This is a genomic window from Stutzerimonas chloritidismutans AW-1 (assembly GCF_000495915.1).
GTDB lineage: Bacteria > Pseudomonadota > Gammaproteobacteria > Pseudomonadales > Pseudomonadaceae > Stutzerimonas > Stutzerimonas chloritidismutans.
The window spans coordinates 25,284-51,152 of record NZ_AOFQ01000002.1 but is presented as its reverse complement, the minus strand read 5'-3'; the positions used below and the strand labels follow the sequence as shown (position 1 = coordinate 51,152).

17 protein-coding genes and 1 pseudogene are annotated in these 25,869 nt (G+C 65.3%); 8 read left to right on the top strand and 10 right to left on the bottom strand.

Features of this window, described 5'->3' with window-relative positions; all coding sequences use genetic code 11:
• Nucleotides 1–87: 87 nt before the first annotated feature.
• The gene (locus F753_RS25760; protein WP_023443711.1) at nt 88–3,075 is read left to right on the top strand and encodes a PAS domain-containing protein; all 2,988 of its coding nucleotides are present in this window, start codon (nt 88–90) and stop codon (nt 3,073–3,075) included.
• A gap of 22 nt (nt 3,076–3,097) precedes the next feature.
• Here F753_RS25760 and F753_RS25755 read toward each other — a convergent pair whose 3' ends face one another.
• The 6 genes from F753_RS25755 to F753_RS25730 form a co-directional block, all read right to left on the bottom strand.
• Nucleotides 3,098–5,059 (bottom strand): PhoX family protein, encoded by a 1,962-nt coding sequence (locus tag F753_RS25755; RefSeq protein WP_023443710.1) that lies wholly within the window; start codon nt 5,057–5,059, stop codon nt 3,098–3,100.
• 28 nt (nt 5,060–5,087) lie between these two features.
• Nucleotides 5,088–5,918, bottom strand: a complete 831-nt coding sequence (locus tag F753_RS25750; protein WP_023443709.1) for an energy transducer TonB — start codon at nt 5,916–5,918, stop codon at nt 5,088–5,090.
• Nucleotides 5,918–6,379 (bottom strand): protein TolR, encoded by a 462-nt coding sequence (gene tolR, locus F753_RS25745; RefSeq protein ID WP_003300066.1) that lies wholly within the window; start codon nt 6,377–6,379, stop codon nt 5,918–5,920. The genes F753_RS25750 and tolR overlap by 1 nt, the downstream gene beginning before the upstream one ends.
• A gap of 13 nt (nt 6,380–6,392) precedes the next feature.
• Nucleotides 6,393–7,106 carry a protein TolQ gene (tolQ, locus tag F753_RS25740; protein ID WP_031297089.1) on the bottom strand — a complete coding sequence of 238 codons (714 nt, stop codon included), beginning with the start codon at nt 7,104–7,106 and terminating at the stop codon, nt 6,393–6,395.
• A gap of 69 nt (nt 7,107–7,175) precedes the next feature.
• Entirely contained in the window at nt 7,176–9,092 is a 1,917-nt protein-coding gene (locus F753_RS25735) for a phytase (RefSeq protein WP_023443707.1), read from the bottom strand.
• A gap of 75 nt (nt 9,093–9,167) precedes the next feature.
• The gene (locus F753_RS25730; RefSeq protein WP_023443706.1) at nt 9,168–11,651 is read right to left on the bottom strand and encodes a TonB-dependent receptor; all 2,484 of its coding nucleotides are present in this window, start codon (nt 11,649–11,651) and stop codon (nt 9,168–9,170) included.
• A gap of 1,152 nt (nt 11,652–12,803) precedes the next feature.
• Here F753_RS25730 and F753_RS25720 point away from each other — a divergent pair.
• From F753_RS25720 to F753_RS25700, 5 genes are all read left to right on the top strand, one after another.
• Entirely contained in the window at nt 12,804–13,718 is a 915-nt protein-coding gene (locus tag F753_RS25720; RefSeq protein WP_023443704.1) for a GGDEF domain-containing protein, read from the top strand.
• Nucleotides 13,719–13,725: 7 nt separating this feature from the next.
• Nucleotides 13,726–14,763 carry an AraC family transcriptional regulator gene (locus F753_RS25715; RefSeq protein ID WP_023443703.1) on the top strand — a complete coding sequence of 346 codons (1,038 nt, stop codon included), beginning with the start codon at nt 13,726–13,728 and terminating at the stop codon, nt 14,761–14,763.
• Between the two features lie 45 nt (nt 14,764–14,808).
• Entirely contained in the window at nt 14,809–15,711 is a 903-nt protein-coding gene (locus tag F753_RS25710; RefSeq protein WP_023443702.1) for a LysR family transcriptional regulator, read from the top strand.
• Between the two features lie 101 nt (nt 15,712–15,812).
• The gene (gene fdhD, locus F753_RS25705; protein WP_023443701.1) at nt 15,813–16,616 is read left to right on the top strand and encodes a formate dehydrogenase accessory sulfurtransferase FdhD; all 804 of its coding nucleotides are present in this window, start codon (nt 15,813–15,815) and stop codon (nt 16,614–16,616) included.
• A complete protein-coding gene (locus F753_RS25700) occupies nt 16,613–18,961 on the top strand; it encodes an FdhF/YdeP family oxidoreductase (protein WP_023443700.1) in 2,349 nt (782 codons plus the stop codon). The genes fdhD and F753_RS25700 overlap by 4 nt, the downstream gene beginning before the upstream one ends.
• A gap of 3 nt (nt 18,962–18,964) precedes the next feature.
• Here the strand turns inward: F753_RS25700 and F753_RS25695 are convergent.
• From F753_RS25695 to F753_RS25680, 4 genes and pseudogenes are all read right to left on the bottom strand, one after another.
• Nucleotides 18,965–19,377, bottom strand: a pseudogene (locus tag F753_RS25695) (GFA family protein).
• 131 nt (nt 19,378–19,508) lie between these two features.
• The gene (locus F753_RS25690) at nt 19,509–20,213 is read right to left on the bottom strand and encodes a potassium channel family protein (protein ID WP_031297088.1); all 705 of its coding nucleotides are present in this window, start codon (nt 20,211–20,213) and stop codon (nt 19,509–19,511) included.
• Nucleotides 20,203–21,531, bottom strand: a complete 1,329-nt coding sequence (locus F753_RS25685) for a TrkH family potassium uptake protein (protein WP_023443697.1) — start codon at nt 21,529–21,531, stop codon at nt 20,203–20,205. The genes F753_RS25690 and F753_RS25685 overlap by 11 nt, the downstream gene beginning before the upstream one ends.
• Nucleotides 21,532–21,662: 131 nt before the next feature.
• Nucleotides 21,663–24,488 (bottom strand): PAS domain-containing hybrid sensor histidine kinase/response regulator, encoded by a 2,826-nt coding sequence (locus tag F753_RS25680; RefSeq protein ID WP_023443696.1) that lies wholly within the window; start codon nt 24,486–24,488, stop codon nt 21,663–21,665.
• Between F753_RS25680 and F753_RS49890 the strand changes: the two genes are divergently transcribed.
• Both F753_RS49890 and F753_RS25675 read left to right on the top strand, forming a co-directional pair.
• Nucleotides 24,483–24,701 (top strand): hypothetical protein, encoded by a 219-nt coding sequence (locus tag F753_RS49890; protein ID WP_023443695.1) that lies wholly within the window; start codon nt 24,483–24,485, stop codon nt 24,699–24,701. The genes F753_RS25680 and F753_RS49890 overlap by 6 nt on opposite strands.
• A gap of 318 nt (nt 24,702–25,019) precedes the next feature.
• Complete coding sequence (locus F753_RS25675) at nt 25,020–25,790, top strand: TerC family protein (RefSeq protein ID WP_023443694.1); 771 nt, start codon at nt 25,020–25,022, stop codon at nt 25,788–25,790.
• Nucleotides 25,791–25,869 lie beyond the last annotated feature (79 nt).

Below are 25,869 nucleotides of genomic sequence, written 5' to 3'. Positions count from 1 at the left end.
CTTCCCGGGCAATCGGTTGTCCGAGCTGAACCAGCTCTCGTATGAACCACCCTGCCCTGCCTTCACACCGGATACGGATCGCTACTGATGGACCCAGCAGCACACCTCTCGCCTGACGACTCGAACCACGCATTCCTCCCCGCCGGCGGCGAACTCGGCGCGCTGATTCGCCGCTTCGACTGGTCGCAAACAACGCTGGGGCCTCTGGCTGAGTGGCCGTCGAACCTGAAGACCGTCACGGCCATGCTGCTGCTTTCGCCTACGCCCATCGCGCTACTCTGGGGTGAGCGCGGCATCATGATCTACAACGATGCCTATTCAGAGCTCGCTGGCAGCCGACACCCGCATCTGCTCGGCTCTGAAGTGCGCGAGGGCTGGCCGGAAGTCGCCAACTTCAACGACAACGTGATGAAGGCCGTTCTGGCGGGTGGCACGCTGTCGTACAAGGATCAGGAACTGGTGCTGTACCGCAACGGCCGCCCCGAGCACGCCTGGATGAATCTGGACTATTCGCCGGTGTTCGATGATCAGGCGCAGCCGGCCGGTGTCATCGCCCTGGTCGTGGAAACCACCGAACGGGTAATGGCCGAACGCGAACTGCAAGGCCAGCAGATACGCTTGCAACAGATGTTTGAACAGGCACCCGGACTGATGGCGATGCTGCGCGGCCCCGAACACGTCTTCGAAATGGTCAACCCGGCCTATCTGCGGGTGGTGGGCGAGCGCGACGTCATCGGCAAGCCGGTGCGCGAGGCGCTGCCGGAGGTCGAGCGTCAGGGCTTCATCGATATTCTCGACCGGGTCTATCGCAGCGGCACGGCCTTTGTCGGCACCGGTATTCGCGTCGGGCTGCAGCGCATCCAGGGAGAGGCCGAGGAAGAGCGCCTGCTAGATTTCGTCTTCCAGCCGGTGACCGATGCGAATGGCAATGTTGCCGGGATCTTCGTCGAAGGCTATGACGTGACCGAGCGCGCCGAGGCCGAACAGGCGCTGCGCGAGAACGAACAACGCCTGCGCTTTCTCGATACCCTGGCCAAGGAGACCGCGCGCAGCGTCGACGCCGACGCCATTCTGAGCATCACCACGCGCATGCTCGGCGAGCATCTGGGACTGTCGAGCTGTGCCTATGCCGACATGGACCCTGACCAGGACGGCTTCACCATCCGCGGCGACTGGGCCGCGCCCGGCTGCACCAGCATTGTCGGACGCTATCGGTTGGAGGCATTCGGCAAACTGGCAGTAACCAAACTGCGTGGCGGTGAAGCCTTCATCGTCGACGATCACTGTGCGCAGCTGCCACCGGACGAGGCTGCCACCTTTCAGCAGCTCGATATTGCCGCCACCATCTGTTTGCCACTGGTCAAGGAAGGCCGGCTGACCGCCCTGATGGCCATCCATGATCGCGCGCCCCGTGCCTGGAGCGCCTACGAACTCGCCCTGCTCACTGAGGTCACCGACCGCTCTTGGGCACATATCGAGCGCGTGCGCTCGGCGGCAGCGGTCAGGCAGCGCGAGCAGTGCTTCCTGGAACAGCTCGAAGCCAAGGTCGCCGAGCGCACGGCGGCGCTGGCACGCAGCGAGGCGAACATCCGCGCGGTGCTGGAAACCTCGCACCTGTACAAGGCGATGCTCGCACCGGACGGCTCGATTCTCTACGTCAACGCCACGGCACTGGCCGGCATCGACGCACGCTTCCATCAGTTGGCGGGCACGCCGTTCTGGGACTCGCCCTGGTTCAGTGCCACCCCCGGCATGCAGGAAGCGATGAAGGCAATGACCCTGCGCATCGCTGCCGGCGCCACCGAGCACGGCACCATGACACTGAACATGCCGGGCGGCACGCGCACGTTCGACTTCTCCATGTGCCCGGTGCTGGGTGACGACGGTACTGTCGTCGCCCTGGTCCCGGAGGCGCTGGATATCAGCGAGCGCGTCGCCGCCGAGCAGACGCTGCAACAGCTGCACAAGATGGAAGCGCTGGGCAACCTCACCGGCGGCATCGCCCACGACTTCAACAACCTGCTCATGGCCGTGCTCGGCAGCCTGGAGCTGCTGCGTCGGCGCATGCCGGCCGATCCGGCCCTGCTGCGCCTGGTGGACAACGCCCGCGCTGGTGCCGAACGCGGCGCCTCGCTCACGGCACGCATGCTCTCGTTCGCGCGCAAGCAGGAACTGCACAAGACGCCGATCAATCTGCGCCAGTTGATCCAAGGCATGCAGGCACTGCTGCTCAGCTCGCTCGGCCCGACCATCCAGCTGGAGGTGGAGCTGCCGCAGCGACTGGCGCGGGTCAAGACCGATCCCAACCAGCTGGAAACCGCCCTGCTCAACCTCGCCGCCAACGCGCGCGACGCCATGGCCGGCGAGGGCCGCATTCTCATCGTCGCCGAACAGGTGACGCTGCCCAGCGAGCAACACGGCCTGGCAGCCGGGCGCTACGTTCGCCTGAATGTCAGCGACAGCGGCACCGGCATGGACGAGACGACGCTCAAGCGCGCGGTCGAACCCTTCTTCACCACCAAGGGCGTCGGCAAGGGCACCGGTCTCGGTCTGTCGATGGTGCATGGCCTGGCCGAGCAATCCGGCGGGCGACTGGTGCTGCGCAGCAGCCCGGGCGCCGGCACCACCGCGCAAATCTGGCTGCCAGCACTGGAGGACGAGCCAGCCGCGGAACCGACTCACAACCCGTCACCGCATGACCTCCCGCGCAGGACCACGCGTCCGCTGTCCGTGCTGGCAGTGGATGATGACGAACTGGTGCTGTTCGGCACCGCCGGCATGCTCGAAGCCGCCGGCCACCACGTCTTGACGGCGCGTTCCGCTGCGCAGGCGCTGGAGCTGCTGCAGGTGGCGCAGATCGACATGCTCGTCACCGACCACGCCATGCCGCTGATGAGCGGCGCGCAACTGGCTGCCGAGGTACGGGCAAGCCGGCCGGAGCTGCCGATCCTGCTGGTGTCCGGTTATGCCGAACTGCCATTGGCCACCCCGGCCCTGCCGCTGCAGCGACTGGCCAAGCCCTTCACCCAGGACCAGCTGCTCGATTCCATCGAGCAGCTGCGTGGCACCTCCTGAACATATGGCGCCGGCACGATCCTCAGCTGCCGATCACGCCGCCGTCGTCCTTGGTGATCAGCACCGTGGACGAGCGCGGGCGTGACTGGCCGTCGCTGGCCGGAAAGCTCAGCCCCGGGTGCTGCACGTTGATCCACATGGCACGGTAGTCCGGGCTCCAGGTGATTCCGGTGATCTCGCAGCCCCGTGGCCCGACCAGGAAACGCCGCACCTCGCGCGTTTTCGGATCGGCGCAGAGCAGCTGATTGGTGCCCATGGCCTGCATCACCGATTCGTCATCGTCGAAATCGGTTTCGATCCACAAGCGCCCGTCACGATCGAAGGCCAGCCCGTCCGGCGAGGAAAAGCAGTCGCCGTCGATGGTGCCGATCAGGTTGGCGGCAACCGGCTGGCCCTGGGCATCGCGCGCTCCGCGACGCTCGCCGGCGAGCAGGAAGACTTCCCACAGGAAACGCGTCGCCGTCGGGTCGCCGCCCTCCTCCTGCCAGCGCAGGATCTGCCCGTGCAGATTGTTCGGTCGCGGATTGGCCTTGTCCAGCGGCTGCTTGGTGCCGCGCGCGTCATTGTTGGTCAGGGTGACGTAGACCTCGCGGGTATCGGGATGCACTGCGACCCACTCCGGCCGGTCCATCGGCGTTGCGCCGGCACGGTCGGCGGCGGCGCGGGCGTTGAGCAGCACCTCGGCCTGGCTGGGGAAGCCGTTTTCCGCGGTCAGGCCATGCTCGCCGTGCACCAGCGCCAGCCACTGGCCACTGCCGTCGGCATCGAAACGCGCGACATACAAGGTGCCCTCATCCAGCAAGCGGCGGTTGGCCGCGTCCGCACCGGGCACGAAACGGCCGCTGGGAACGAACTTGTATACGTACTCGCCCTTGGTGTCGTCGCCCGAGTAGAACGCCATGCGCCCGTCCTCGCCCAGCGACAGCACCGAGCACTCGCGGCAGTAGCGGCCGAAGGCGGTGCGCTTGACCGGCGCGCTCTGCGGGTCGAACGGATCGACCTCCACCACCCAGCCGAACCGGTGCGGCTCGTTGACGAAGCCGCCATGGGGCTGACCCGCCTTCGGCGTGGCATCGAAGCGCGGATCGACCGTGCCCCAGCCGTAAAGCTTGCTCATGCCGCTGCCGGCGATGCCGTAGCGGTTGTGCGAGACGCGTGCGGCGAGGTCGTCGGTGTCGTGGTTGACGAAGTAGTTGTGCCAGTTCTCCTCGCAGACCAGATAGGTGCCCCAGGGGGTGAAGCCGCTGGAACAGTTGTTCAGCGTGCCGAGCACCGTCTTTCCTTCCGGGTCGTCCATGGTCTGCATCGCCGCATGGCCGGCCAGCGGCCCGGCAATGGCCATCGGCGTCATGCCGGAAATGCGGCGGTTGTAGGGTGAATCCATCACCCGCCGCCATTCGCCCTGGGCATCCTTGCGCACCTCGATGACACTCAGACCATGGGCCGCCTGCTCCTTGCGCACCTGTTCCAGCGGGCGTCGGCCATCGACCACGGCGATGCCCTTTGGATGCAGCGTCGGGTTGACGTATTCGTGGTTGATAGCCAGCAGGCCGCGGCTGTCGGGCGCGTCGGGGAACGGGAAAAAATGCATGCCATCGTGGTTGTCGCCGGCCTGCCTGAGCTGGGCTTGCCAATCGTCGCTGGCATCCGGCTGCCACTCGGGTGCGTCGGCATGCACCGGATCGCCCCAGGAGAAGAACACCCGGGCGCTGTAGCCCGGCGCCACCTCGACACGGTCGAAATGCGGGTCGAGCTGGGTCGGAATACCTTCGAAGCCGAGCAGCGAATCGCCCCGGGTCGCGGCTCGCGCGCCGGCCATCCCGCCGCCGAGAAAGGCGATGCCGGCCAGGCCGAGCCCACCCTTGAGCAGCCCGCGCCGGCGGTGATCGATCGCCTGCTGCAGCGGCATGTTGCCGCTCGGATTGACCGGTTGGTCGTCATGAGCGCCCACGCTCGCGTGAAAATCGGTGAAATCCTGATTCATCGAAAACGGTTCCTGAGTCGTAACGGCATCATTCGATGCGGTAATGGAAGGTGTTCTTTACATCGGGCACGGCAACCGCGCGGCCTTCGACGATGCGCGGCTGGTAGCGAAAGCTCTTGGCGGCGGTAAGTGATGGGCGGATGAACAGCGGATGGCAGTCGCCGACCACTTCGGGCGAGCGCACGCGACCCTGCACATCAACCGTGTAGCTGACCGTGCAGGAACCCTGAAGCCCAGAGTCCAGCGCCCGTTGCGGGTAGACCGGCGGCTTCTTGGCAATCGGCAGGTATTGCCGGCTGGCCGCTTCGGCCGCAGCAGCCTGTCGTGCGCGCTCAGCCGCTTCCGCGCGTGCCGTTGCCTCGGCTTCGCGCGCCGCCTGCAACCGTGCCTCTTCCTGAGCCATCCGTTCCCGCTCCTGTGCCTGTTCCTGGCGGCGTTGCTCGTCGCGCTGACGCTGCTGTTCGCGCTGGCGTTCCAACTGCTCGCGCTGCTGCTTCAGCTGCTCGGCCTTGCGCTCCTCTTCGGCGCGCTTGAAGGCCAGCTCGGCCTGCTCGAGTCGCTGCTGCTGGGCGTGGGTATCGACCTGCGGCTCGCGCGGCGGCGGTTCGACCGCGGGCTCGACGGGCGGTTCGACCGACACTGCGCTCTCGGTTGGCGCCGGCGGCGGCAGGCTGATCAACTGGGTCTGCATCACCTGGGTGGCGACCGGCATTTCCAGCGCTGGCGACCAGCTGCCGAGCAACAGCGCGAACAGTCCGGCGTGCATCCCGAGGGTCAGCAATGCAGCCCCGGCCGGACCGATCCACTGTCGCGGGACAACTTCGCTGCCATGCGCGGCGGGCGTGCTGAAGGTCATCATCACGGCTGCCCGGCTCCGGCCGGCGCCTCGGTGATCAGCCCCAGGTTGACCACCCCGCCGCGCTGCAGCTCGGCGATACCGGCAACCACGCGACCGTAGTCCGCCGCCTCGTCGGCACGGACATAAACCTGGGTGTCGCCGCGCTCGGCGATGATCGCGCCGACCTTGGCCTGCAGCTCGGCAAGGTCGACGGCGCTGTCGGTCTGGTTGTCGATGTCCAGCTCGCTGCCCAGGTTCCAGTAGAAGCCGCCATCGGCCTTTACCGAGAGCGTGAGGATCTGCCGCTCGTTCTCCACCGGCAGCGCTTCGGCTGCGACCTTGGGCAGCTCGATCTTGACGCCCTGCACCAGCATCGGCGCGGTGACCATGAAGATCACCAGCAGCACCAGCATCACGTCGATGTAGGGCACCACGTTCATTTCCGCCTTGGGCCCGTGTTTGTGCTGTGGTTTGACCAGCATGAAGGCGTCCTCCTCAGGCGGCTGCGGCGACGTTGGGTGAAGCGGCGTGCAGGCGCCGATGCAGGCGCGCCTGTAACTCGTTGCCGAAGGCGTAGTAACGACCGACCAGCGTCTGCCCACGGGCAGCGAAGCGGTTGTAGGCCATCACCGCGGGAATCGCCGCGAACAGGCCGATGGCCGTGGCGATCAGCGCTTCGGCGATGCCCGGCGCGACGGTCGAGAGCGTCGCCTGCTGCACCTGCGACAGGCCGAGGAAGGAGTTCATGATTCCCCACACGGTGCCGAACAGGCCGATGTAGGGACTCACCGAACCCACGGTCGCGAGAAACTGCAGGCCCTTTTCCAGACGCTCCTCCTGCTCGGCGACGGCCACGTAGAGGCTGCGCTCGACACCTTGCGCCACTGCATCCGGCGCGATCCCCGGCTGGCGCTGCAGCTGGGCGAACTCGCCGTAACCGGCGAGGAAGATGCGCTGCAGCGCGGCCTCGTCCGGCAACGGCTGCGCCTGGCCTTCGCGATAGAGCTGGGCAAGATCGCCGCCCTGCCGGAAGCGCTGCAGGAAGCCGCGCTGCAGGCGTTCGGCGCTGCGCAACGCCACACTGCGACGGATGATCAGGTACCAGCTCGAAACCGAGGCCAGGACCAGAATCATCATCACCGCCTGGACCACCAGGCTGGCTTCGCTGATCAGGCCCCAGATGGACATATGCTCGAGAGTCGTTTGCATGAATCGTTTCCTCCTGCCCCGACTGGGGCAGCTGCTATTGGATTGCGGGTCGGTTAGCGGGCGATGACGTCAATCCAGCCCCAGCGCATCGGCGATCGCCGACCAGGGCAGGTACTTGTAGTTCTGCGTCCCCTCGGGCATGCGCTTGCGGCCGTCCTGCACCACCAGCATTCCGCGATTCCAGATGCCGCCGAGGTTGGCCGAGGTGACTTCCAGCCCATCGGTCTCGGACGCTCCGTCGATGCCGCGCTCGGCGTTCAGGCCGATGCGGAAGGCGCCGCGCACCGCGTAGGGAGCCTGGGCATCGAGCACCACGTAGCTGTCGTTGCCCTGACTGGAAATCACCAGGTAGTCGCCACGCTCGCCGTGGTAGATGGCCAGACCTTCGATGTCGTCGTAGACCGGCCCGCCGACACCGATGACCTGCTCCGGCACCGCTGGCACATCGGCGCGGGCATCGACCACCCACACCGCGACGTCTTCCTCGCCGACGAACAGCCGCTCGCTGCGGTCGTCGGCCACGCAGCCCTCGGGCTGACTGTCCAGCTTGAAGCGCCGCACCAGCTCGCCACGCGGCTGGCCGGAGCTGCCATCGAGGCGGTACTGCAGGAAGGTGCCGTCCTTGCCGTTGGCGATGGCGTAGGTAGTGCCCTGGCGATCCTGGAACATGCACAGGCCATAGATTTCGCTCAGCGGCGTGGCGACCTCGCCGACATCGCGGAGCACCCCGCTCGCCCGGTCGATGGCGAACAGGTGCAGGCTGTTGTGATCGCGATTGCTGGCCACGGCCAGGTCCACGCGCTTGCTGCCAAGGCGGAAGCCGCTGCGCACATCGACGTTGTTCAGCCGGCCGGCGCGCAGGTCCTGCACCTGACGGCCGTCCAGGTCGTACACCACCAGGCCGCCCTTCTTGTCGGTGCCTAGCACACGACTCTGCGCCGGATCGCGCGGATGGACCCAGATCGCCGGATCATCGGCTGCATCACCCAGGCTCGGCACCGGGCCGGTCTCCACCGCGGCCGGCAGGCTGACGATCGGCTCGGCTTGCGATAGCGCGGTCGGTTGCCAGCCCAGACGGGCCGACTGCAGGCCGCGTTCATCCGCCAGCAGCAGCTCGACGCCCTCGGCACTGCGGCGCGCGCTGATGCGTTCCGGTTCGTCGAAACCGTCCAGTGCGATGACCTCATCGGCTTGCCAGCCGGCTTCGTTCTGCCGGTATAGATGCAGCACCGAGGCTTCGGGATCGAGCGCCAGCAGTCCGCCCGGCACCAGGGTCATGCCCGCTGCGGCATGGGCCAGGCTGCCGAACGGCTGGCGCAGATCGACCGGCTCACGCTGCAACGGCGCCTCGGCGTCGGCCGAGTAACGCCAGAAGCCGACGGACTCCTCGTTGACATAGAGCTGCCCACTGGCATCGTCCGTCTGGCAGAAGGCGCTTTGCGGCGGCAGGCTGAGCCCGCGCACCCGCCGCGCCTCATCGAGCAGGCGGCCCTGACTGCCGACCAGCCATTGCTCGCCGACGCCCTCCTCACCGAGCAGAAACACGAAGTCGTTGTGCGCGCTGTCGCGGTACAGGCACAGCCCCTCGATGGCGAATGCGGTGCGCGGCAGGTACAGCGGCTGGCTCCAGGCACGCGCGGCATTCAGGCCGAGCAGCATCGCCTGCTGACGTTTGCGCTCGACGGTGGCCAGCAGCAAACCCTGGCGGTCGACGCGATGGTCCAGTCCTTCGAAGCGCCCGGCGTGGCGCGCCAGGCTGTTACCGGCGGCGTCCAGCAGCTGCAGGCCCTGGTCATCGACCTGCACACGGTCGGCACCGGTCCAGGGGGTGTCGCCGTTTAGCAGCTGGGCGTACTCGAGGCCGGCCAGCAGCGGTTCGCTGATGTTCAGCTGGGCCGACTTCGCCGGTGTATCTGGTTGCGTGGACTGGCAGGCCGCCAATGCGATGCACAGGCCGAGCAGCATGGTTTTGGGTAATGCGTTCATGGTGTATCCATTCAGGCTGCCGCCTGCCGGCGCCCGACCGAAAAGGGGAACGGCGGGCACCGGAGCGGCATGGGGTCAGAAGTGGGTGAGGGTCAGGCCGAGCTTGTAGGTCGGGCCGTACTCTTCGTACTGGGCGTTGTAGGCACGGCGGCCGCTGTAGACGTAGTAGGACTCGTCCGTCAGGTTCAGCGCCTCGAAGGTCAGCTGCAGGCTCGGCGTGATGAAGTAGCCCGCCTTGAAATCGACGAACAGCTGATCGTCGACGTACAGGTCGTGCGCCTCGTCGTCGATGCCGGCCACCTCGTAGAGGTAGTCCGACTTGTAGTTCGCAGCCAGGCGCAGGTTGAGTCGGTCGTTTTCCCAGCCGAGCATCAGGTTGCCGACCGTGTCGGAGTGGTTCGGCAGGTCGATGCTGCGCTGCATGCCCTGCCCTTCGATGTCCGCGTCGGACTGGCTGAAGGTGGCGTTGGCGCCCAGCAATAGGCCGTTCCACGGCGCCGGCAGCCAGTCGAGCTTCTGCGAGTAGGCCAGCTCCAGGCCGTAGAGCTTCGCGCTGCTGCCGTTCTGGAAACTGAGCGCTTCGTCGAACGCGGCCCACTGGCCGGTGCCGGCCAGATCGGTGTTGTAGATGAAGTTATCGATGTCCTTGTAGAACAGGTACGCCGACACCACGCCGGCGCGGCCCATGTAGTGCTCGATGCCGAGGTCGTAGTTGATCGATTCCAGCGGCTTGAGATCGGGATTGCCGAACTCGGCGTCGTTGCCGTCGATGACGAAACCGGGCGCCAGCTGGCCGAAGGTCGGGCGCACTACGCTGTTGCTCCAGGCGGCACGGATCATGGTGTCGTCGGTCAGTTGGTAGCGCAGGTGCAGCCCCGGCAGCCAGTGGTCATAACGACTGCTGCTGGAGATCGACTCGAACTGGTCATCGCGCAGGCCGGTGCCCTTGGCGCGAAAGCGCGTGCCCTCGTAGCGCAGGCCGGCGATGACGCGCCAGCGGTCGATATCCACGGTGTTCATCAGGTAGGCGGCGTTGATGTCCTCGTGCATGTCGAAGTCATTGATGCGCGACTCCTCCTCGTCGTAGAACTCGCTGGCATCCAGACCGCCAATCGCGCCCTCGATGGCCGAGGCACTGATGCCCGGGCCGAAGCGGCCGAGCGCATAGTCGACGTTGCCGCCCTGAAAGTCGGCCAGGGTCGGGTCGTCGAAATCGTCGTATTTCCAGACCTCGTTATCGTTGTCCTTGTGCCGGCGGCTGAGCTTGCCGCCGAACTTGGCCTGCGCGGCGTAACCCTGGATGTCGTACTCGCGCGCCAGGTCCAGGCGGATGTTCTTCTCGCGGTCGCGGGTGTCGCTTTTCTCCCACTCCACTTCATCCAGCTCGAAGGACGCCGGGTCGTAGTAGGACGAATCGATCGTCAGGCGCGGCTTGCGGCTGCTGGAAAAGCCGGCATCGGCGAAATCGCCCTCGAAGGTCGCGCTGGCGATGCCGCCCGGATTGCGCTCGCGCGACTGGCTGTAACCGGCCTGTCCGCTCAGGGTCCACAGGCCCATCATGCGTTCACCGCCGAACACGTAGGACTGCACGGTCTGGGTGTCCTCGCGGGACTTCAGCTCGCGCCAGCCCTCGGCGTCACCGGTCTCGCCCGGCAGCTGCGAATCCTCGAAGGCGACACCGGCGGCGTTACGCGTTTCGGTGTCCTTGAAGCGGCTGTACAGCGTGCGCAGGTAGTAGCTGCTGAGATCGTCCGGCTTGTAGTCGAAGTTCAGCCCGAAGCCGGTGCGCTCGCGGGTGATCTCGTAGTCGCGCTGCTCGAGTTCCTCCAGCCGCGCGCCGTCGTCGGCGAAGTCCCACTTGCCGCCGGTCTCGACGTTGTCCGAGCCGAAGTCGCGCTCTTGCCAGCTGACGGCCGCGGCGACACCGAAATTGTCGACGCCATCGCCCAGGCTGAAGCGGTCGCTGATGGCGCCGGAGAATTTCGGGCTCGTCTTGTCGACGTTGTCGTCATAGCTGCCCTCGCCGCTGAGGCTGTAGAACAACCCGTCATGGTCGAAGGCCGACAGGCTCTGTACCTCGATGGTGCCGCCCAGGGAATTGGCATCCATGTCCGGCGTCAGCGTCTTGACCACCGACAGCGACTGCACCAGCTCCGATGGCAGCACGTCGAGCGCCACGGCACGGCGATCGCTCTCCGGCGATGGGACCAGCGTGCCGTTGATGGTGACGCTGTTCAGATCCGGCGCGATGCCGCGCACGCTGACGAAGCGCCCTTCGCCCTGGTCGCGCTCGACCGAAATGCCCGGAATGCGCTGCAGCGCCTCGGCGGCGTTGTCGTCCGGCAGCTGGCCGATGCCGTCGGCGTGAACCACGCTCTTGACGCTGTCGGAATTGCGCTGGTCCTTCAGTGCTTCGTCGATGCTGACGGCCTGGCCGATCACTTCGACATGCTCCATGACCAGCGGCTCCTCGGCCCAGGCCGAACCGGCGCTGACGGCCAGGGCCAGCAGGCTGATGCGGAATCCTGCATGGCGGATGCCGCTGCGGTATGTGCTCATGAACAATCCCCCGAACGGTGTTTACCGGGTCCATCCCGGAACTGCAGCGGACGGTAGGTGGGGGATATGGCGGTTCTGTGACAGGAGGTTCGGGGAGGGCTTGGAAAGGTGGGTTTTGGGGGATTTTGGGGGTGGGGTTGAGCTGATATGACCTGTTGTCAGGGGGGGCATAGGCTAGTCAGACGGCTAGATAGAGCACTTCATTTTCTGCCTACCCCAAGCATCTACTGATGGCTCTCACCTCCTCTGGAAAAATCAATCATCGGTTCTGCCACGCCTCGGCTGGAGCCTGTTCCAGATGCACGACCATCAAGATGACGGAAGAGCGCCAGTCCTTTTTCCGAGTGTTCCGATACTTTTGTTTCGCGCTGCTGCGCGAGTTCCGTTTGGCAATCGCCCGGATGGCCGGCCCCGCCAAAAGGAACCAAAAAGTCTTGCCCCTGCATCCGGCCCCGGCTTCGCCGGGGTTCGTTCTCTCCGCCGTCGCTCCGAGGGTCGCCGTACAAGGGCCATCCATGGTCCTTTACGGGGGGACGCCTAGTTCTCTCGCGGCATCCATGCCGCTCGCCCCTCTCCGCGACGACTCCGTTCACCCTCCTGAAGGGGCGATTGGAGTCGCCTGATAGTTTTCAATCGATCAAAAACTACAAACCAAGCCTCTCTATCTGTCAGGCATCTCGGACTAACTCCCCCGTCAGGAGGCCGAGCGTAGGCGTTGCGCAGGGGGACGCGAGGCAGGACGCCGAGCGAGGAGTGAAGGGACAGGGACGTCCCTTCGTGAGGGGGCGCCGAGCCCGGCCCCCGGAGCAGCGCCGGAGGGAGGGGAGTTTTGCGAAGCAAAACCCGGATGTCGGGGTGGCCTTCTCTTTGGTTACTTTCTCTTGGCCAGGCAAGAGAAAGTGACTCGCCAGCAGGGCGAAACCTAAATCGCCAGGCAACTCGGCAATCGGCATCGACTCGATGCAGCAAGCACCTCGTCCAGAACTGATCCGATCCATCAGGACAAACCACATTCCCGAGCCCCCCACCAAACTGTCCAATCAACCAAAAAAACCCTGAGCCAATTCAACCCCCACCCCATTCATCCAACCGTCACATCCATCTGTTTCCGTGCCCTCACGCACTGGCGCGATCCCTCGCCACGGAGACCCGATGAAATCCCTCCTCAAACTTCACACCCTAACCCTCCTCGGCCTCGCCCTGGCCGCCAACGTCGGCCTGCAGCTGCTCCTCGCCGTCGGCCAGCTCAAATCCTGGGGCGAGATCGACTGGATGGACGTGGTCGGCGAAGGCGGTTGCGCTGCCCTCGCCCTCGCCTGGCTGATCATGCTGCTGCACAGCCGCCCGGCCGGCCGGGTGACGCGGTTGCTGGCGCTGGGGCTGGCCTGCATCTGCTTTTCCTGGTGGATGGACCTGCTCGATGAGTTCATCCAGATCCCCGCCAACATCGCCTGGGACAACTGGCTGGAAACCGCGCCCATGCCGGTCGGCCTGATCCTGCTGACGTTCGGCATCTACCACCTGAACCAGGAACAGCACGCCATCAACGCGCAGATGCACAAGCGCGAACGGCTTTTCCGCGAGCATCGCCTGTTCGACAACCTGACCCCGCTCGGCACGGCCGAGTACCTGCGTCGGCAACTGGACTCGGCCCTGCGCCAGGCCGCCGACGAGCAAAGGCCGCTGTCGCTGCTGGCGGTGGATCTCGACGAGTTCAGTCGGGTCAACCAGCGCTACGGCCAGGAAGAAGGCGACCTCGTGTTGCAGGCCGTGGCGCAGTTGCTGGTGCTCAACCTGCGCCATCAGGACCTGCTCTGCCGCCTCGCCGGGGATCGCTTCGTCGTGCTGCTGCCCGATACCGCCGAGCAACAGGCGCGGCAGCTCGCCGAGGAGTTGCAGACCGCCGTCGCCAGCCTCGCGCACAAGACGCGCCAGCACGGCGAACGCCTGCATCTGCGCGCCAGTACCGCAGTGGTAATGGCCTTCGACGACGATGCCGAGCAGTTGCTCAAACGCCTCAACCTCGGTTTGGCCAAGGCCAAGCAGTCCCTGCCACGCTGCGCCTGAGGCGACCATGGAAAGCCCGTTACGCTGGTACGAATGGGACACCCGCTTCATCGCCGCGCACCACCAGCCGGCGGTGTTGCTCGACCTGGCGCTCTCGCGCGGTATCGACAGCCATGCGCTGCTGCGCGGCAGCGGGCTGTTCTACGAGGACGTCGCCAGCGGCCGCGCCCGCGTCAGCCCGGAGCAGCTGCTGACGCTCATCGGCAATACCGAGCGCTTGTTGGGTGCTGCGGACAGCAGCTTTCTGTTTGGCCAGCGCCTGTTGCCCGGGCACTACGGCGATGTCAGCCTGGCACTGGCCAATGCCGGCAACCTCGAACAGGCGCTGGAGCGTCTTAGCCAGTTCCGCGCCCTGCTCTGCCCGCTGCTGGCGCCAAGGCTGCTGCTGGACGAGCAGCAGCTGCACATCTATTGGCTGGACAACGGCAGCGCAGGCCGCCACCAACGGTTTCTCATCGAAGCGCACCTGACCGCCATCGTCGCGTTGTGCAAGCGCGGCAGCGGCCTGCGCCTGCCGTGGCGTTTCCAGTTCGCCTACCCGCAACCGCGCCATGTCGAGCAGTACTGGGTGCACCTGGGTGACGCGCTGCAGTTCGACCGCCACCTGACCCTGCTCAGCCTGCCTCGCGAGTACCTGCATCAGCCCTGGCCCGATGCTTCGGCCACGGTAGGCCAGGTCGCGCAGCAGGCCAGCCAGCAGCAGATCGAGGCGCTGGAAGGCCCCTGTGCGTTTCTCGATGCGTTCTACCAATACCTGCATGACAACATCCGCGAGCCACTGAACCTGGAGCGCGTCGCGCTGGCGTTCGCCATGAGTCCGGCGACGCTCAAGCGCAAGCTGGCCAAGCACGGCACGCACTTCCAGGAACAGCTCGATCTGGTGCGCACGCACGTTGCGCTCTACCTCTATCAGGCCCGCGGCCTAGGCAACGAGGCCGTGGCGCGGCACCTCGGCTTCAACGACACCACCAACTTCCGTCGCGCCTTCAAGCGCTGGACCGGCGTGGTGCCCAGCGGGCTGCAGCCGCTGTTCGACGCCCCCTGACGGCATGCTAAGGTGCCGTCCGCACTACCTTCGAGGCGAGCGGGCATGGATATCAAGCAGCTGAAGTTTCTCGTGGCGCTGGATGAAACGCGTCATTTCGGTCAGGCCGCGGCGCGCTGCCATGTCACTCAGCCGACGCTGTCGATGCGCCTGCGCGGTCTCGAAGATGAGCTCGGCCTGCAACTGGTGATCCGCAGCCAGCGTTTCGAAGGCTTCACCCCCGAAGGCGAACGCATCCTGGCCTGGGCGCGCAGCCTGCTCGCCGCACAGGACGGCCTGCTGGCCGAAGCCGCCTCCTGCCGTGGCCAGCTGGTCGGCACCTTGCGCCTGGGCGTGGTGCCGCTGGCCGGTTTCGACCCGATGCAATTGGTGCAGGCCTTCGGCGAGCGCCACCCGAACCTGCGCTTCGAGTTGTTCGCGTTGAGCAGCGATCAGATTCTCGAACGGCTCAATCGCAATCTGCTGGACCTCGGCCTGTCCTACCTGGAGCGGCTGGATGACACGCACTTCACCAGCCTACCGCTCGGCGGAACCCGCATGGGGCTGTTGCATGACGAGCGCCATTTTCGCTTCGACGCGCCATCGCTGCGCTGGGAAGCGCTCGCCGATCTTCCGCTCGGTCTTTTGACCGGCGGCATGCACTTTCGCCAGTCCATCGACCACGCACTGCGTAGCCGTGGCCTGAGCCTGGCACCGCGACTGCAGACCGATGCCGTGCATCATCTGCTGCAGGCCGTAGGCGCCGGACTGTGTTGCGCAATCATGCCGCTGGATAGCGGCCTCGAAGCACTGGACAGCCGACTGACCCTGACGCCCATCGACAACGCCAGTACCCTCGCGCCGCTGGGGCTGATCCTGCGTCGCGGCTCACCGCGCTCCGCGCTGGGCGAGGCCTGCTTCAACGAGGCATACGAGCTTTTACAGCGGCAAAGACCAGCCATCCCCTGACGGGCGATCGATACGCTCGATCACCCTATCGAACATAGCGATTGGACGATCCCTCCCTGCGCTTCTAGGCTCCCTGCGTCGACCTGTCGCAGGCCATCGCCATGCAATACGCCACCCTCAACGCCCCAAGCGCCAGTGCTCCGGATCTCGGCGCGGCACCCTTGGCTGACGAATGTGCCTTGGCCATCAGCTACAACGGCCTCAATCAGGCCGTGATCATGGTGACACCGCTGGATCTGGAAGACTTCGTTATCGGCTTCAGCCTGAGCGGCGGCTTGATCGAGCGCATCGATGATCTACGCGACCTGCGCTTGCGAGGCGATGGCTGCGCGCAGCATGCCGAAGTGCAGGTGAGCCCGCGGGCGTTCTGGCACATCAAGCAGCAACGACGGCAGTTGGCCGGCCACAGCGGTTGTGGCCTGTGCGGTGTGCAGGCGCTGGAGCAGGCATTGCCGCAGCTCGCACCACTTTCGCCAATCGATCTGCCGCCCGAAGGACATTTCCACGATCTGCGCCAGCGCATCGCCAACGCCCAGCTGCTGGCCCGCGACAGCGGCGCACTGCACGCGGCGCTGTATGTCGACGGCAACGGAGAGATCGCCCTGTGCCGCGAGGACATCGGCCGGCACAACGCCCTGGACAAGCTGATCGGTGCGCTGACGCTGCAGCGCCGTACCCCGAGCGAAGGCTTCGTTGTGGTCACCAGCCGCTGCAGCCTGGAGCTGATCCACAAGGCCGTGCGCGCCGGCATCGGCACGCTGGTCAGTCTGTCCGCGCCGACCCACCTGACCGTCGAGTGGGCGCGTCGGCATCACCTCAACCTCATTCACCTGCCCCACCACAGCGCGCCACGGGTCTACAGCCCGGCACCTGCGCTGCCCGAACAGAACGGATGCCACCCATGAGCCGCACGTCCCGCTTCCATCCCGCCACCCGTTTCCAGCCCTACGCCGGTCCGGCAGGCGGCTGGGGCGCGCTGCGCAGCGTGGCCAGCGCCTGGCTCGGCAGCGGCAACGCGCTGAAGAACATCCGCGCCATGCTGCGCACCAACCAGAACGGCGGCTTCGACTGCCCCGGCTGCGCCTGGGGTGATTCGCCGGAGGCCGGTGCGGTGAAGTTCTGCGAAAACGGCGCCAAGGCAGTGAACTGGGAAGCGACGCGGCGTCTGGTGGACGCCGCGTTCTTCGCCCGCCACAGCGTCAGCCAATTACGCCAGCAAAGCGATTACTGGCTCGAATACCAGGGCCGCCTGAGCGAACCGGTCCGTTACGACGCCGCCAGCGACCGCTACCTGCCGATCAGCTGGGACGATGCCTTTGCGCTGATCGCCCATCACCTGAACGGCCTGGACAGCCCGCACCAGGCAGCCTTCTACACGTCCGGTCGGGCCAGCAACGAAGCGGCCTATCTCTACCAGCTGTTCGGTCGCAGCTTCGGCACCAACAATTTTCCCGACTGCTCGAACATGTGCCACGAGGCCAGCGGCGTCGCCCTGACCGAATCCATCGGCGTCGGCAAGGGCACGGTGACGCTGGAGGATTTCGATCACGCCGATGCGATCTTCGTTCTCGGGCAGAACCCCGGCACCAACCATCCGCGCATGCTCGAACCATTGCGTCAGGCTGTGGAACGCGGTGCTCAGGTGGTCTGCTTCAATCCATTGCGCGAGCGCGGGCTGGAGCGCTTCCAGCACCCGCAGAAGCCCATCGAGATGCTCGCCAATCAGGACGCGCCAACTCACAGTGCCTACTTGCGGCCCAATCTCGGTGGCGATCTCGCGGTGCTGCGCGGTATCGCCAAGTACCTGCTGCAATGGGAGCAGGAAGCCCAGTCCAGCGGCGCGCCGGCAGTGTTCGATCACGCGTTTCTGGCTGAGCACAGCCACGGGCTGGAGGCCTACCTGGCCGAGGTCGAAGCCACGCCCTGGGCGCTCATCGAGCAGCAGTCGGGGCTCGACCGCGAAACCATTCGCCACGCCGCCGCGATCTATCGCAACGCGGAAAGGGCCATCGTCTGCTGGGCGATGGGCATCACCCAGCACCGTCACTCGGTGGCGACCATCCAGGAAATCGCCAACCTGCTGCTCCTACGCGGCAACCTTGGCAAGCCCGGCGCTGGCGCCTGCCCGGTGCGCGGCCACAGCAACGTGCAGGGCGACCGCACCATGGGCATCAATGAGCGGCCGCCGCTTGCGCTGCTCGATGCACTGCAGCGCCAGTTCGACCTGCCAATGCCGCGCCAGCCCGGCTACAACACCGTGGAATGCATCCAGGCCATGCTCGCCGGGCAGGTCAAGGTGTTCATCGGTCTGGGCGGCAACTTCGCCCAGGCCACGCCGGACACCCCGCGCACGCAGCAGGCGCTGCGCAACTGCGCGCTGACCGTACAGATCAGCACCAAGCTCAACCGCAGCCACCTGACCATGGGCCGCGACGCGCTGATCCTGCCGTGCCTCGGCCGCACCGACATAGACCGCCAGGCCTGCGGCCCGCAGGCGGTCACCGTGGAAGACTCGTTCAGCATGATCCACGCCTCGCGCGGCCAGCTCGAGCCCGCGTCCGCCGAGATGCGCTCGGAGCCGGCCATCGTCGCCGGCATCGCCGCCGCCACGCTGGACAAACGTCCGCTGGATTGGCTCTGGCTGGTGGAGGACTACGCCCGTATCCGCGCGCTGATCGCGGCGACCATTCCCGGTTTCACCGGCTTCGACCACCGTCTGCATCGCCCTGGCGGTTTCTACCTGGGCAACGCCGCCGCCCGGCGCGAATGGAACACCGCCAGCGGTCGCGCCGAGTTCAAGGCGCACCCGTTGCCGGCCGATCTGCTACCCGAGCAGGCCCGCCACGGCGGCGTGGAGGCCGACCTGATCCTGCAGACGTTGCGCTCCCACGATCAGTACAACACCACGCTCTATGGTCTGGATGATCGCTATCGTGGGGTGAAAGGCATGCGCGATGTGGTGTTCGTCAATCCCGCCGACATCCAGCGGCTGGGCCTGGAAGCCGGGCAGCAAGTCGATCTGATTTCGCTGTGGGATGACGGTATCGAGCGCCGCGTGCGCGGTTTCACCCTGCTCGCCTACGACACCCCGCCCGGCCAAGCCGCCGCCTACTACCCGGAAACCAACCCGCTGGTGCCGCTGGAGAGCTTTGGCGAGCGCAGCCACACGCCGACTTCGAAATTCATCGCGATTCGCGTGCTGCCGAACACGCAGAAGACCGAGCAGCCGCTGATCGCCAGCGGCCAATGACGCTCATTCGAAGCGGCTGGAGTCGTCGCGATCATGCTGGTAGCGCCGGATGAGCGGAAACGGCGGCAGCCAGCCTTCGCGACGCACGGTCCAGCATTCGTAGGTCGGCGTCAGTTGGTCGGGTGCATCCAGGGCGCCGAGATGCACCTCGAGTTCATCGGCGAGGCGGGAAAAAACCGACGGGGGGGGGGGAAAAAACCCGGGGAGCCACAGCTCGGGCAGAAATGCCGTCCGGCATATTCGGCCGTCTCGCCCTCGACGGTTACCGCATCCTGCGGGAACACCGCAGCTGCGTAGAACAAAGCACCATGATGCTTGCGGCAGTCCAGGCAGTGGCAGATCCCGACCCGATAGGGCTGCCCCGCCGTCACGATCCGCAGGTTGCCGCACAGGCAGCCCCCAGTTAATGAATTCACGTTCGGCGTCCTCTAATTCAACGAAGGAAGCAGCGAGCCCAGGCTATCGATCACTGAACCGCAGGCTCGACCGCCCGAGAAGCGTAGTCGCCTCTCGGCTGCCGCACTAAAGGAGCGCGTAGCTCCAGGCCTCAGCTTCGCTTGCGCCCCTGGCCGGCGAAACGCTGGATGTCATGGGTCGGGCCCGAAACGATCAGCAGATCACCCGGCAGCACCTGGGTGCTGGGCGTCGCATGCTGAAAATCCTCATTGGCGCGCTTGAGGCCAACAACGGTCACGCCGAACTTCTCGCGCACCCCGGCTGCGGCGAGCGTCGCGTTATGAACGCGTTCCGGCGCATGGATCTTGGCGATGGCGAAGCCGTCGTCGAACTCGATGAAATCCACCATCCGCCCGGAGATCAGATGGGCAACCCGCTCGCCCATGTCCGCCTCGGGGTAGACCACATGATGCGCGCCGATCCGCGTCGCGATCTGTCCGTGCTCGGCGGTCAGCGCCTTGACCCAGATGTCTTTGATGCCCAGCTCGGTCAGCGCCATGATGGTCATCAGGCTTGCCGCCATGTCGGAGCCGATGCCGACGATCGCGTGGGGAAAATCGGCGACGCCCAGCTGCCGCAGCGCCATGACATTGGTGGAATCGGCCTGCACCGCATGGGTCAGCAGGTCGGCCCAGGTGTGCACCGGCTCCGCCGCCTGATCGATACCCATCACGTCATGGCCCAGACGCGTCAATGAGCGCGCCACCGAACTGCCGAACCGCCCCAGCCCGATGACCACCACGCTGTCGCCTTTAGAGAAAGAAAACTGCTCTGAAAACAACAATTTAGCCAACAATTGGGTGTTCCTCCGGATAGCGGTATGGCATGCGGTGCTCCCCCAGTGCGAGGGAAGCGGCCAGCGTGATGGTGCCGACCCGACCGACATACATCAGTAGGGTCAGCATGAGCTGACTGGTTTCCGGCAGGTCCGCGGTAATGCCGGTGGACAGGCCGACCGTGCCGAATGCCGAAATGACTTCGAAGATGACCTGATCGGTCGGGATATCGGTGTCGCGCAGGATGACCAGCGTACCCAGCACCACCAGCGCGCTGCCCAGCACCAGCACGGTGATAGCCTGGCGCTGCGCCGAACTACCGACCCGGCGACCAAACGCCTCGACATCGGGCCGGCCGCGAATCTCGGCGATCACCATCAGCGCCAGGATGGCCACCGTCCCGACCTTGACCCCGCCCGCGGTCCCGGCACTGCCACCGCCAATGAACATCAGAAAATAGTGCAGCGCCCAGCTCTCGTGGGTCAGCGCGCCGATGTCGAGGGCATTGAAGCCGGCTGTACGCGCCGAGACGGAAACGAAGGCCGCCGAGAGCATCTTGTCCGCCCAGGCCATCGGGCCGAGCGTGCCCGGGTTGGACCACTCGAACAGCAACACGGCCAGGAAGCCGCCTGCCAGCAATACCCCAGTCCCGGACAGCGTCAGCTTGGTGTGCAGCGACCAATGCCGCGGATCGGTCCACTTGCTGCGCAGATCGTAGAGCACCGGAAAGCCGATCCCGCCGATCACGATGGCGCTCATCACCGGTGTCAGGACCAGCGCATCGGTGGCATAGCGGACCAGACCGTCGCCGTGAATAGAGAACCCGGCGTTGTTGAATGCCGACACCGCGTGGAACAGCCCGCTCCAGGCTGCATCGCCCCAGGAGAGGCCGTATGTCAGATGCAAACGCAGGGTGAGCAGCAGCATCACCGCCAGCTCCATTACCAGCGTCACCACCAGAACAAGCTTCGCCACGCTGGTGATGTCACCCAGCCCCAGCACGTGGGATTCGGCCTGGGCGATCAGTTTGGTTCGTAGGTGAAACGAGCGGTTGACCAGCAACCCGAGCAGGGTTGCCAGGGTCATCATGCCGAAGCCACCGAGCTGGAACAGCAGCATGATCACCACCTGGCCGAAGGTCGACCAATAGGTGCCGGTGTCGACCACCACCAGGCCGGTAACGCTGACCGCTGACACGGCGGTGAAGAAGGCGGTGATCCACGGCGCCGACTCGCCCTGGGCTTGGGCAGCGGGCAATGACAGCAACGCTGTACCGCAGAGAATGGCGAAGAGAAAAACGAGCGAGACAACCCTGCCTGGGTGCAGCAGTGATTTCATTCGACCCACACTGACGGATCCGAAGAGTGAGAACCGCCGGAATCGGCGGGCCTGAAAGCAGGGCGAGAGGCTAGGCGCATTGCCCGGATACTTCAACTAGCGAGGTGAAAAAGAGAACGCGATTCAAGCGCCTAGTCTTTCATCATCTCGAGCACCCGGGTAGCGAGCACATCTATCGAGAATGGCTTGGTCAGCACCTGCATGCCGGCACCGAGTGAGCTGTTGCCCAACGCGGCGCTCTCGGCATAACCGGTGATGAACAGCGTCTTCAGGCCGGGGCGCACCTGGCGACCGGCATCGGCCATCTGCCGGCCGTTCATCCCACCGGGCAAGCCGACATCGGTGATCAGCAGGTCGATGCTCACATCCGACTGCAGCAGCTTCAGCCCGGCCACGCTGTCCGATGCTTCGATCAGTGTGTAGCCGAGATCGCCCAGCACATCCATCAGCAGCAGGCGCACGGTCGGCTCGTCGTCGACGATCAGAATCGTGCCGCAGGCGCCAGCGAGTGCGGGCGCTGAGTTGGTCTGTGCGGACGTGCCGGTCCCGGCATTGCCGTGGTAGCGCGGCAGGTAGATGCACATCGAGGTTCCGCGACCGACCTCGGAATCGATGCGCACCTGCCCGCCGGACTGTTTGGCGAATCCGTAGATCATCGAAAGCCCCAGCCCGGTGCCTTCGCCAATCGGTTTGGTGGTGAAGAACGGGTCGAACGCTTTTGCAATTACGCTGGGCGTCATGCCGGTCCCTGTGTCGGTGACGGACAGCGACAGATAGTCGCCGGCGGGCAGGTCATAGGCTTGCGCCATCTCCGGGTCGAGCACGCGGTTGGCGGTCTCGATGGTGATCCGACCGCCGTCGGGCATCGCGTCGCGCGAGTTGATGCAGAGATTGAGGATCGCGTTCTCCAGCTGACTGGCATCGACCGACGCCGGCCAGAGGTCGGGCGCACTGATGGTTTCGAGGAGGATGCTCGGCCCCACCGTGCGCTGGATCAGCTCGGTCATGCCCTCCATCAGCATGTTGACGTCCACCGGCCGCGGGTCGAGAGTCTGCCGGCGGGAAAAGGCGAGCAGCCGATGGGTCAGCGCCGCGGCACGCCTGGCGGCACCCTGCGCAGCCGACATGTACTTGTCGATATCGTCCAGCCGCCCCTGGGAAATCCGCAGATTCACCAATTCCAGCGCGCCGCTGATACCGGCCAGCAGGTTGTTGAAGTCATGGGCAAGACCGCCAGTCAGCTGGCCGACCGCTTCCATTTTCTGCGACTGACGCAACTTCTCTTCGGCCTGGATCAGCTCTGCCGTCCGCTCGGCCACGCGCTGCTCCAGCGTGTCGTTGAGTGCGCGCAGCGCAGCGGTGGCGCGATCCCGCTCCGCTTCGATGGAGCGCCGGTCCTCGACGTCGATCAGTACGCCGGGGAAGCTCAGCGGCGTGCCGTCCTCGGCATGATCGACGCGCCCGTTTGCCTCGATCCAGTAGAAACGGCCATCGGCCCGTCGTACGCGGTACTGGTGCGCATAGGCGCCGCCACGGGCAATGACTTCTTCGATTGCAGCGATCAGCCCGTCCCTGTCCTCGGGGTGCACCGTTGCAATGATTTGCTCGAGGCTGAGCCCTTCGCGACCGAGAGCGAGGTCGAGGCCGAAGGCGTTCGCAAAGCCCTCATCCACGGTGAAGCGGTCGGTCGGCAGATGCCAGTTCCAGGTACCGATGATCGCGCCTGCCTCTAGGGCCAGCTGGACGCGCTGCACGTTCTCGCGTGCGAGGGCTTCGCTGATCCGAAGCCGCTCTTCGGCGTTTCTGCGCTCGGTGACGTCGTTGAAGAGAATGGCGATTCGCCGCTCGGCGGGATCGCCGACGCGGACGGCGCGAACATCGAACCAGCGTTCGAACGCTTCAGCATAGTTCTCGAAATTGGCAGGCTCACCGGTCTTGGCGACGTGGCCATAGGCTTCGAACCAGAACTGCTCCAGGTCCGGCGCGAACTCGGTGACCCATTTGCCGCGCAGGTCTACGCCGGCCTGGCGCTCGAACGCAGGATTGGCCTCGAGAAAGCAGTAATCCACGGGATTGTCGTCGGCATCGAACTTGACCTGAACGATGGCGAATGCCGCCTCGATGGTCTCCAGAATGGTGCTGAAGCGTTCCTCACTCTGGCGCAAGGCCGCCTCGGCGGCGCGCATGCGCGTCAGGTCGAGCATCGCGCCAATCATCCGCACGGCCTGGCCGTGAACGTCACGAATCACATGACCGCGGTCGAGGATATCCGCGTAGGACCCATCCAGACGGCGAAAGCGGTACTCGTCGGTCCAGGTCACCTCGCTGCCATCGATGACCGCGTGGATCGACCGATGAATACGTGCACGGTCATCCGGATGGATATGCGCCAGCCACCAGTCACCGGAGCTGTCGACGTTGGCCAGCGGATGGCCGTACGCCTGCTCCAGCGCGTCATTCCACAACACGTGATTGCTGAGCAGGTCCCAGTCCCAGACCGCGTCGTTGGTCGCCTTCGCGGCCAGCCGATAGCGCACCTGGGTGTCTTCCATGGCGAGGCCCGCAAGGTGCTCGCTGGTGCGGTCACGCAGGATTTTCATGAAGCCGAGGTGTGCACCGTTTTCGTCATGGATCGGCGAGAGTTCGCCCGCTGCCCAGAACTGCTGACCGTCCTTACGCAGGTGCCATCGCTCGTCCAGGGCGCGGCCCTCACGTAGCGCGCTCTGCATCTCTTCGCCAAGCCAGTCGCAGGCCCGATCGGCCGGCGTGAAGAACCGCTCGGCGCTTTGCCCGCGCATCTCCTCTGCGGTCCAGCCCATCACCTGCTCGGCGCCGGCATTCCAGTCGGTGATGATGCCTGCGGTGTCGGTCAGGATGATGGCGAAGTCGATCGCACTCTCGAATATCGCGCGCTGACGCGCCTCGCTGCCAGCCAGTGCCAGGAGGCTGGCATGCAACGTTTCAGGGAGATCTTTCGAAACGCCCGACTGTACGGTTGTCGGGTGCTGACGATGCTGCTCGCGGGCGGGCTGGGTATCAAGGGGAACTTGGGACAAGGCCGGGTCTGGATCGATTCCAGCCAGGCCCAGAACCGTGCGCAGGCGCGCCACCTCAGCCACCAGCTCCTCTCGGGTCAGATTTTCCAGAGCTATTTCCACTATGCATCGTGATGAATGGGGCGGGCGGTAATCCCGCAGCGTGCTGCAGGTCATAAAAGCAGAAACCGCCGGGCTTTGCACCCGCAGGTGTTAAGCGGTGGCCAAGAACAATCGGTTTGGCTTGCCTGATTCTGGCGCCCCAGGCGCATGGGACTTCGACGCATCCTGGCGCTATAGGGACGGTTACCGCACGCGAGGCAGCCGCCACTTGGCACTGAATCGATTTGATACAAAGCGGTCCAAAATGCGGGCTCTGTTACGGATTGCCTTCCAGCTATGCTCGCGCACCCGCCAGACGCGGGATCGTCATCACTCACGCTAGAGATCCATATGGAATCGCTTATCCAGCTCTTCTCCGAACCCACCACCTGGGTTGCCCTGGCAACCTTGATAGCCATGGAGGTGGTGCTCGGCATCGACAACCTGATCTTCATTTCGATTCTGACGAACAAGCTTCCGGAGCATCAGCGTGAGCGCGCGAGGCGCATCGGCATCAGCCTGGCGCTGGTCCTGAGGCTGGGCCTGCTCGGCACGGTGGCCTGGATCGTTCAGCTCACCGAGCCAGTCATCGAACTGTTCGGCAACGCGTTTTCCTGGAAGGACATGATCCTGATCGCCGGCGGCCTGTTCCTGCTCTGGAAGGCCACCAAGGAGATTCACCACAGTGTCGACCCGACACCGGGCGGCGACATGTTCGAAGGCAAGCAGCTCGACAATGCCGTCACGATGGGGTTCAGCGCCGCGATTGCGCAGATATTGCTGCTCGACCTGGTGTTCTCGGTGGACAGCATCATCACTGCGGTGGGTATGACCGATCATGTCGCGATCATGGTCATTGCCGTGGTCGTCGCGGTAACCGTGATGCTCCTGGCGGCGAACCCGTTGGCCAAATTCATCAACGAGAACCCGACCGTCGTGATGCTCGCGCTCGGCTTCCTGCTGATGATCGGCATGACCCTCATCGCGGAAGGCTTCGGTGCCCACGTACCAAAGGGCTACGTGTATGCCGCGATGGCATTCTCCGCCGGGGTCGAGGTGTTGAACATGATGGCCCGGCGCGCACGGCAGAAGCAGCTCGGTACCGCTCAAGAACCGAAATAAGCTGACGGCGGGGCCTGCTTCAGCGGATCGAGGTCACGCTGGCGCAGGCCCCTGCACCAAGTTCAACCGCCATTCCGGC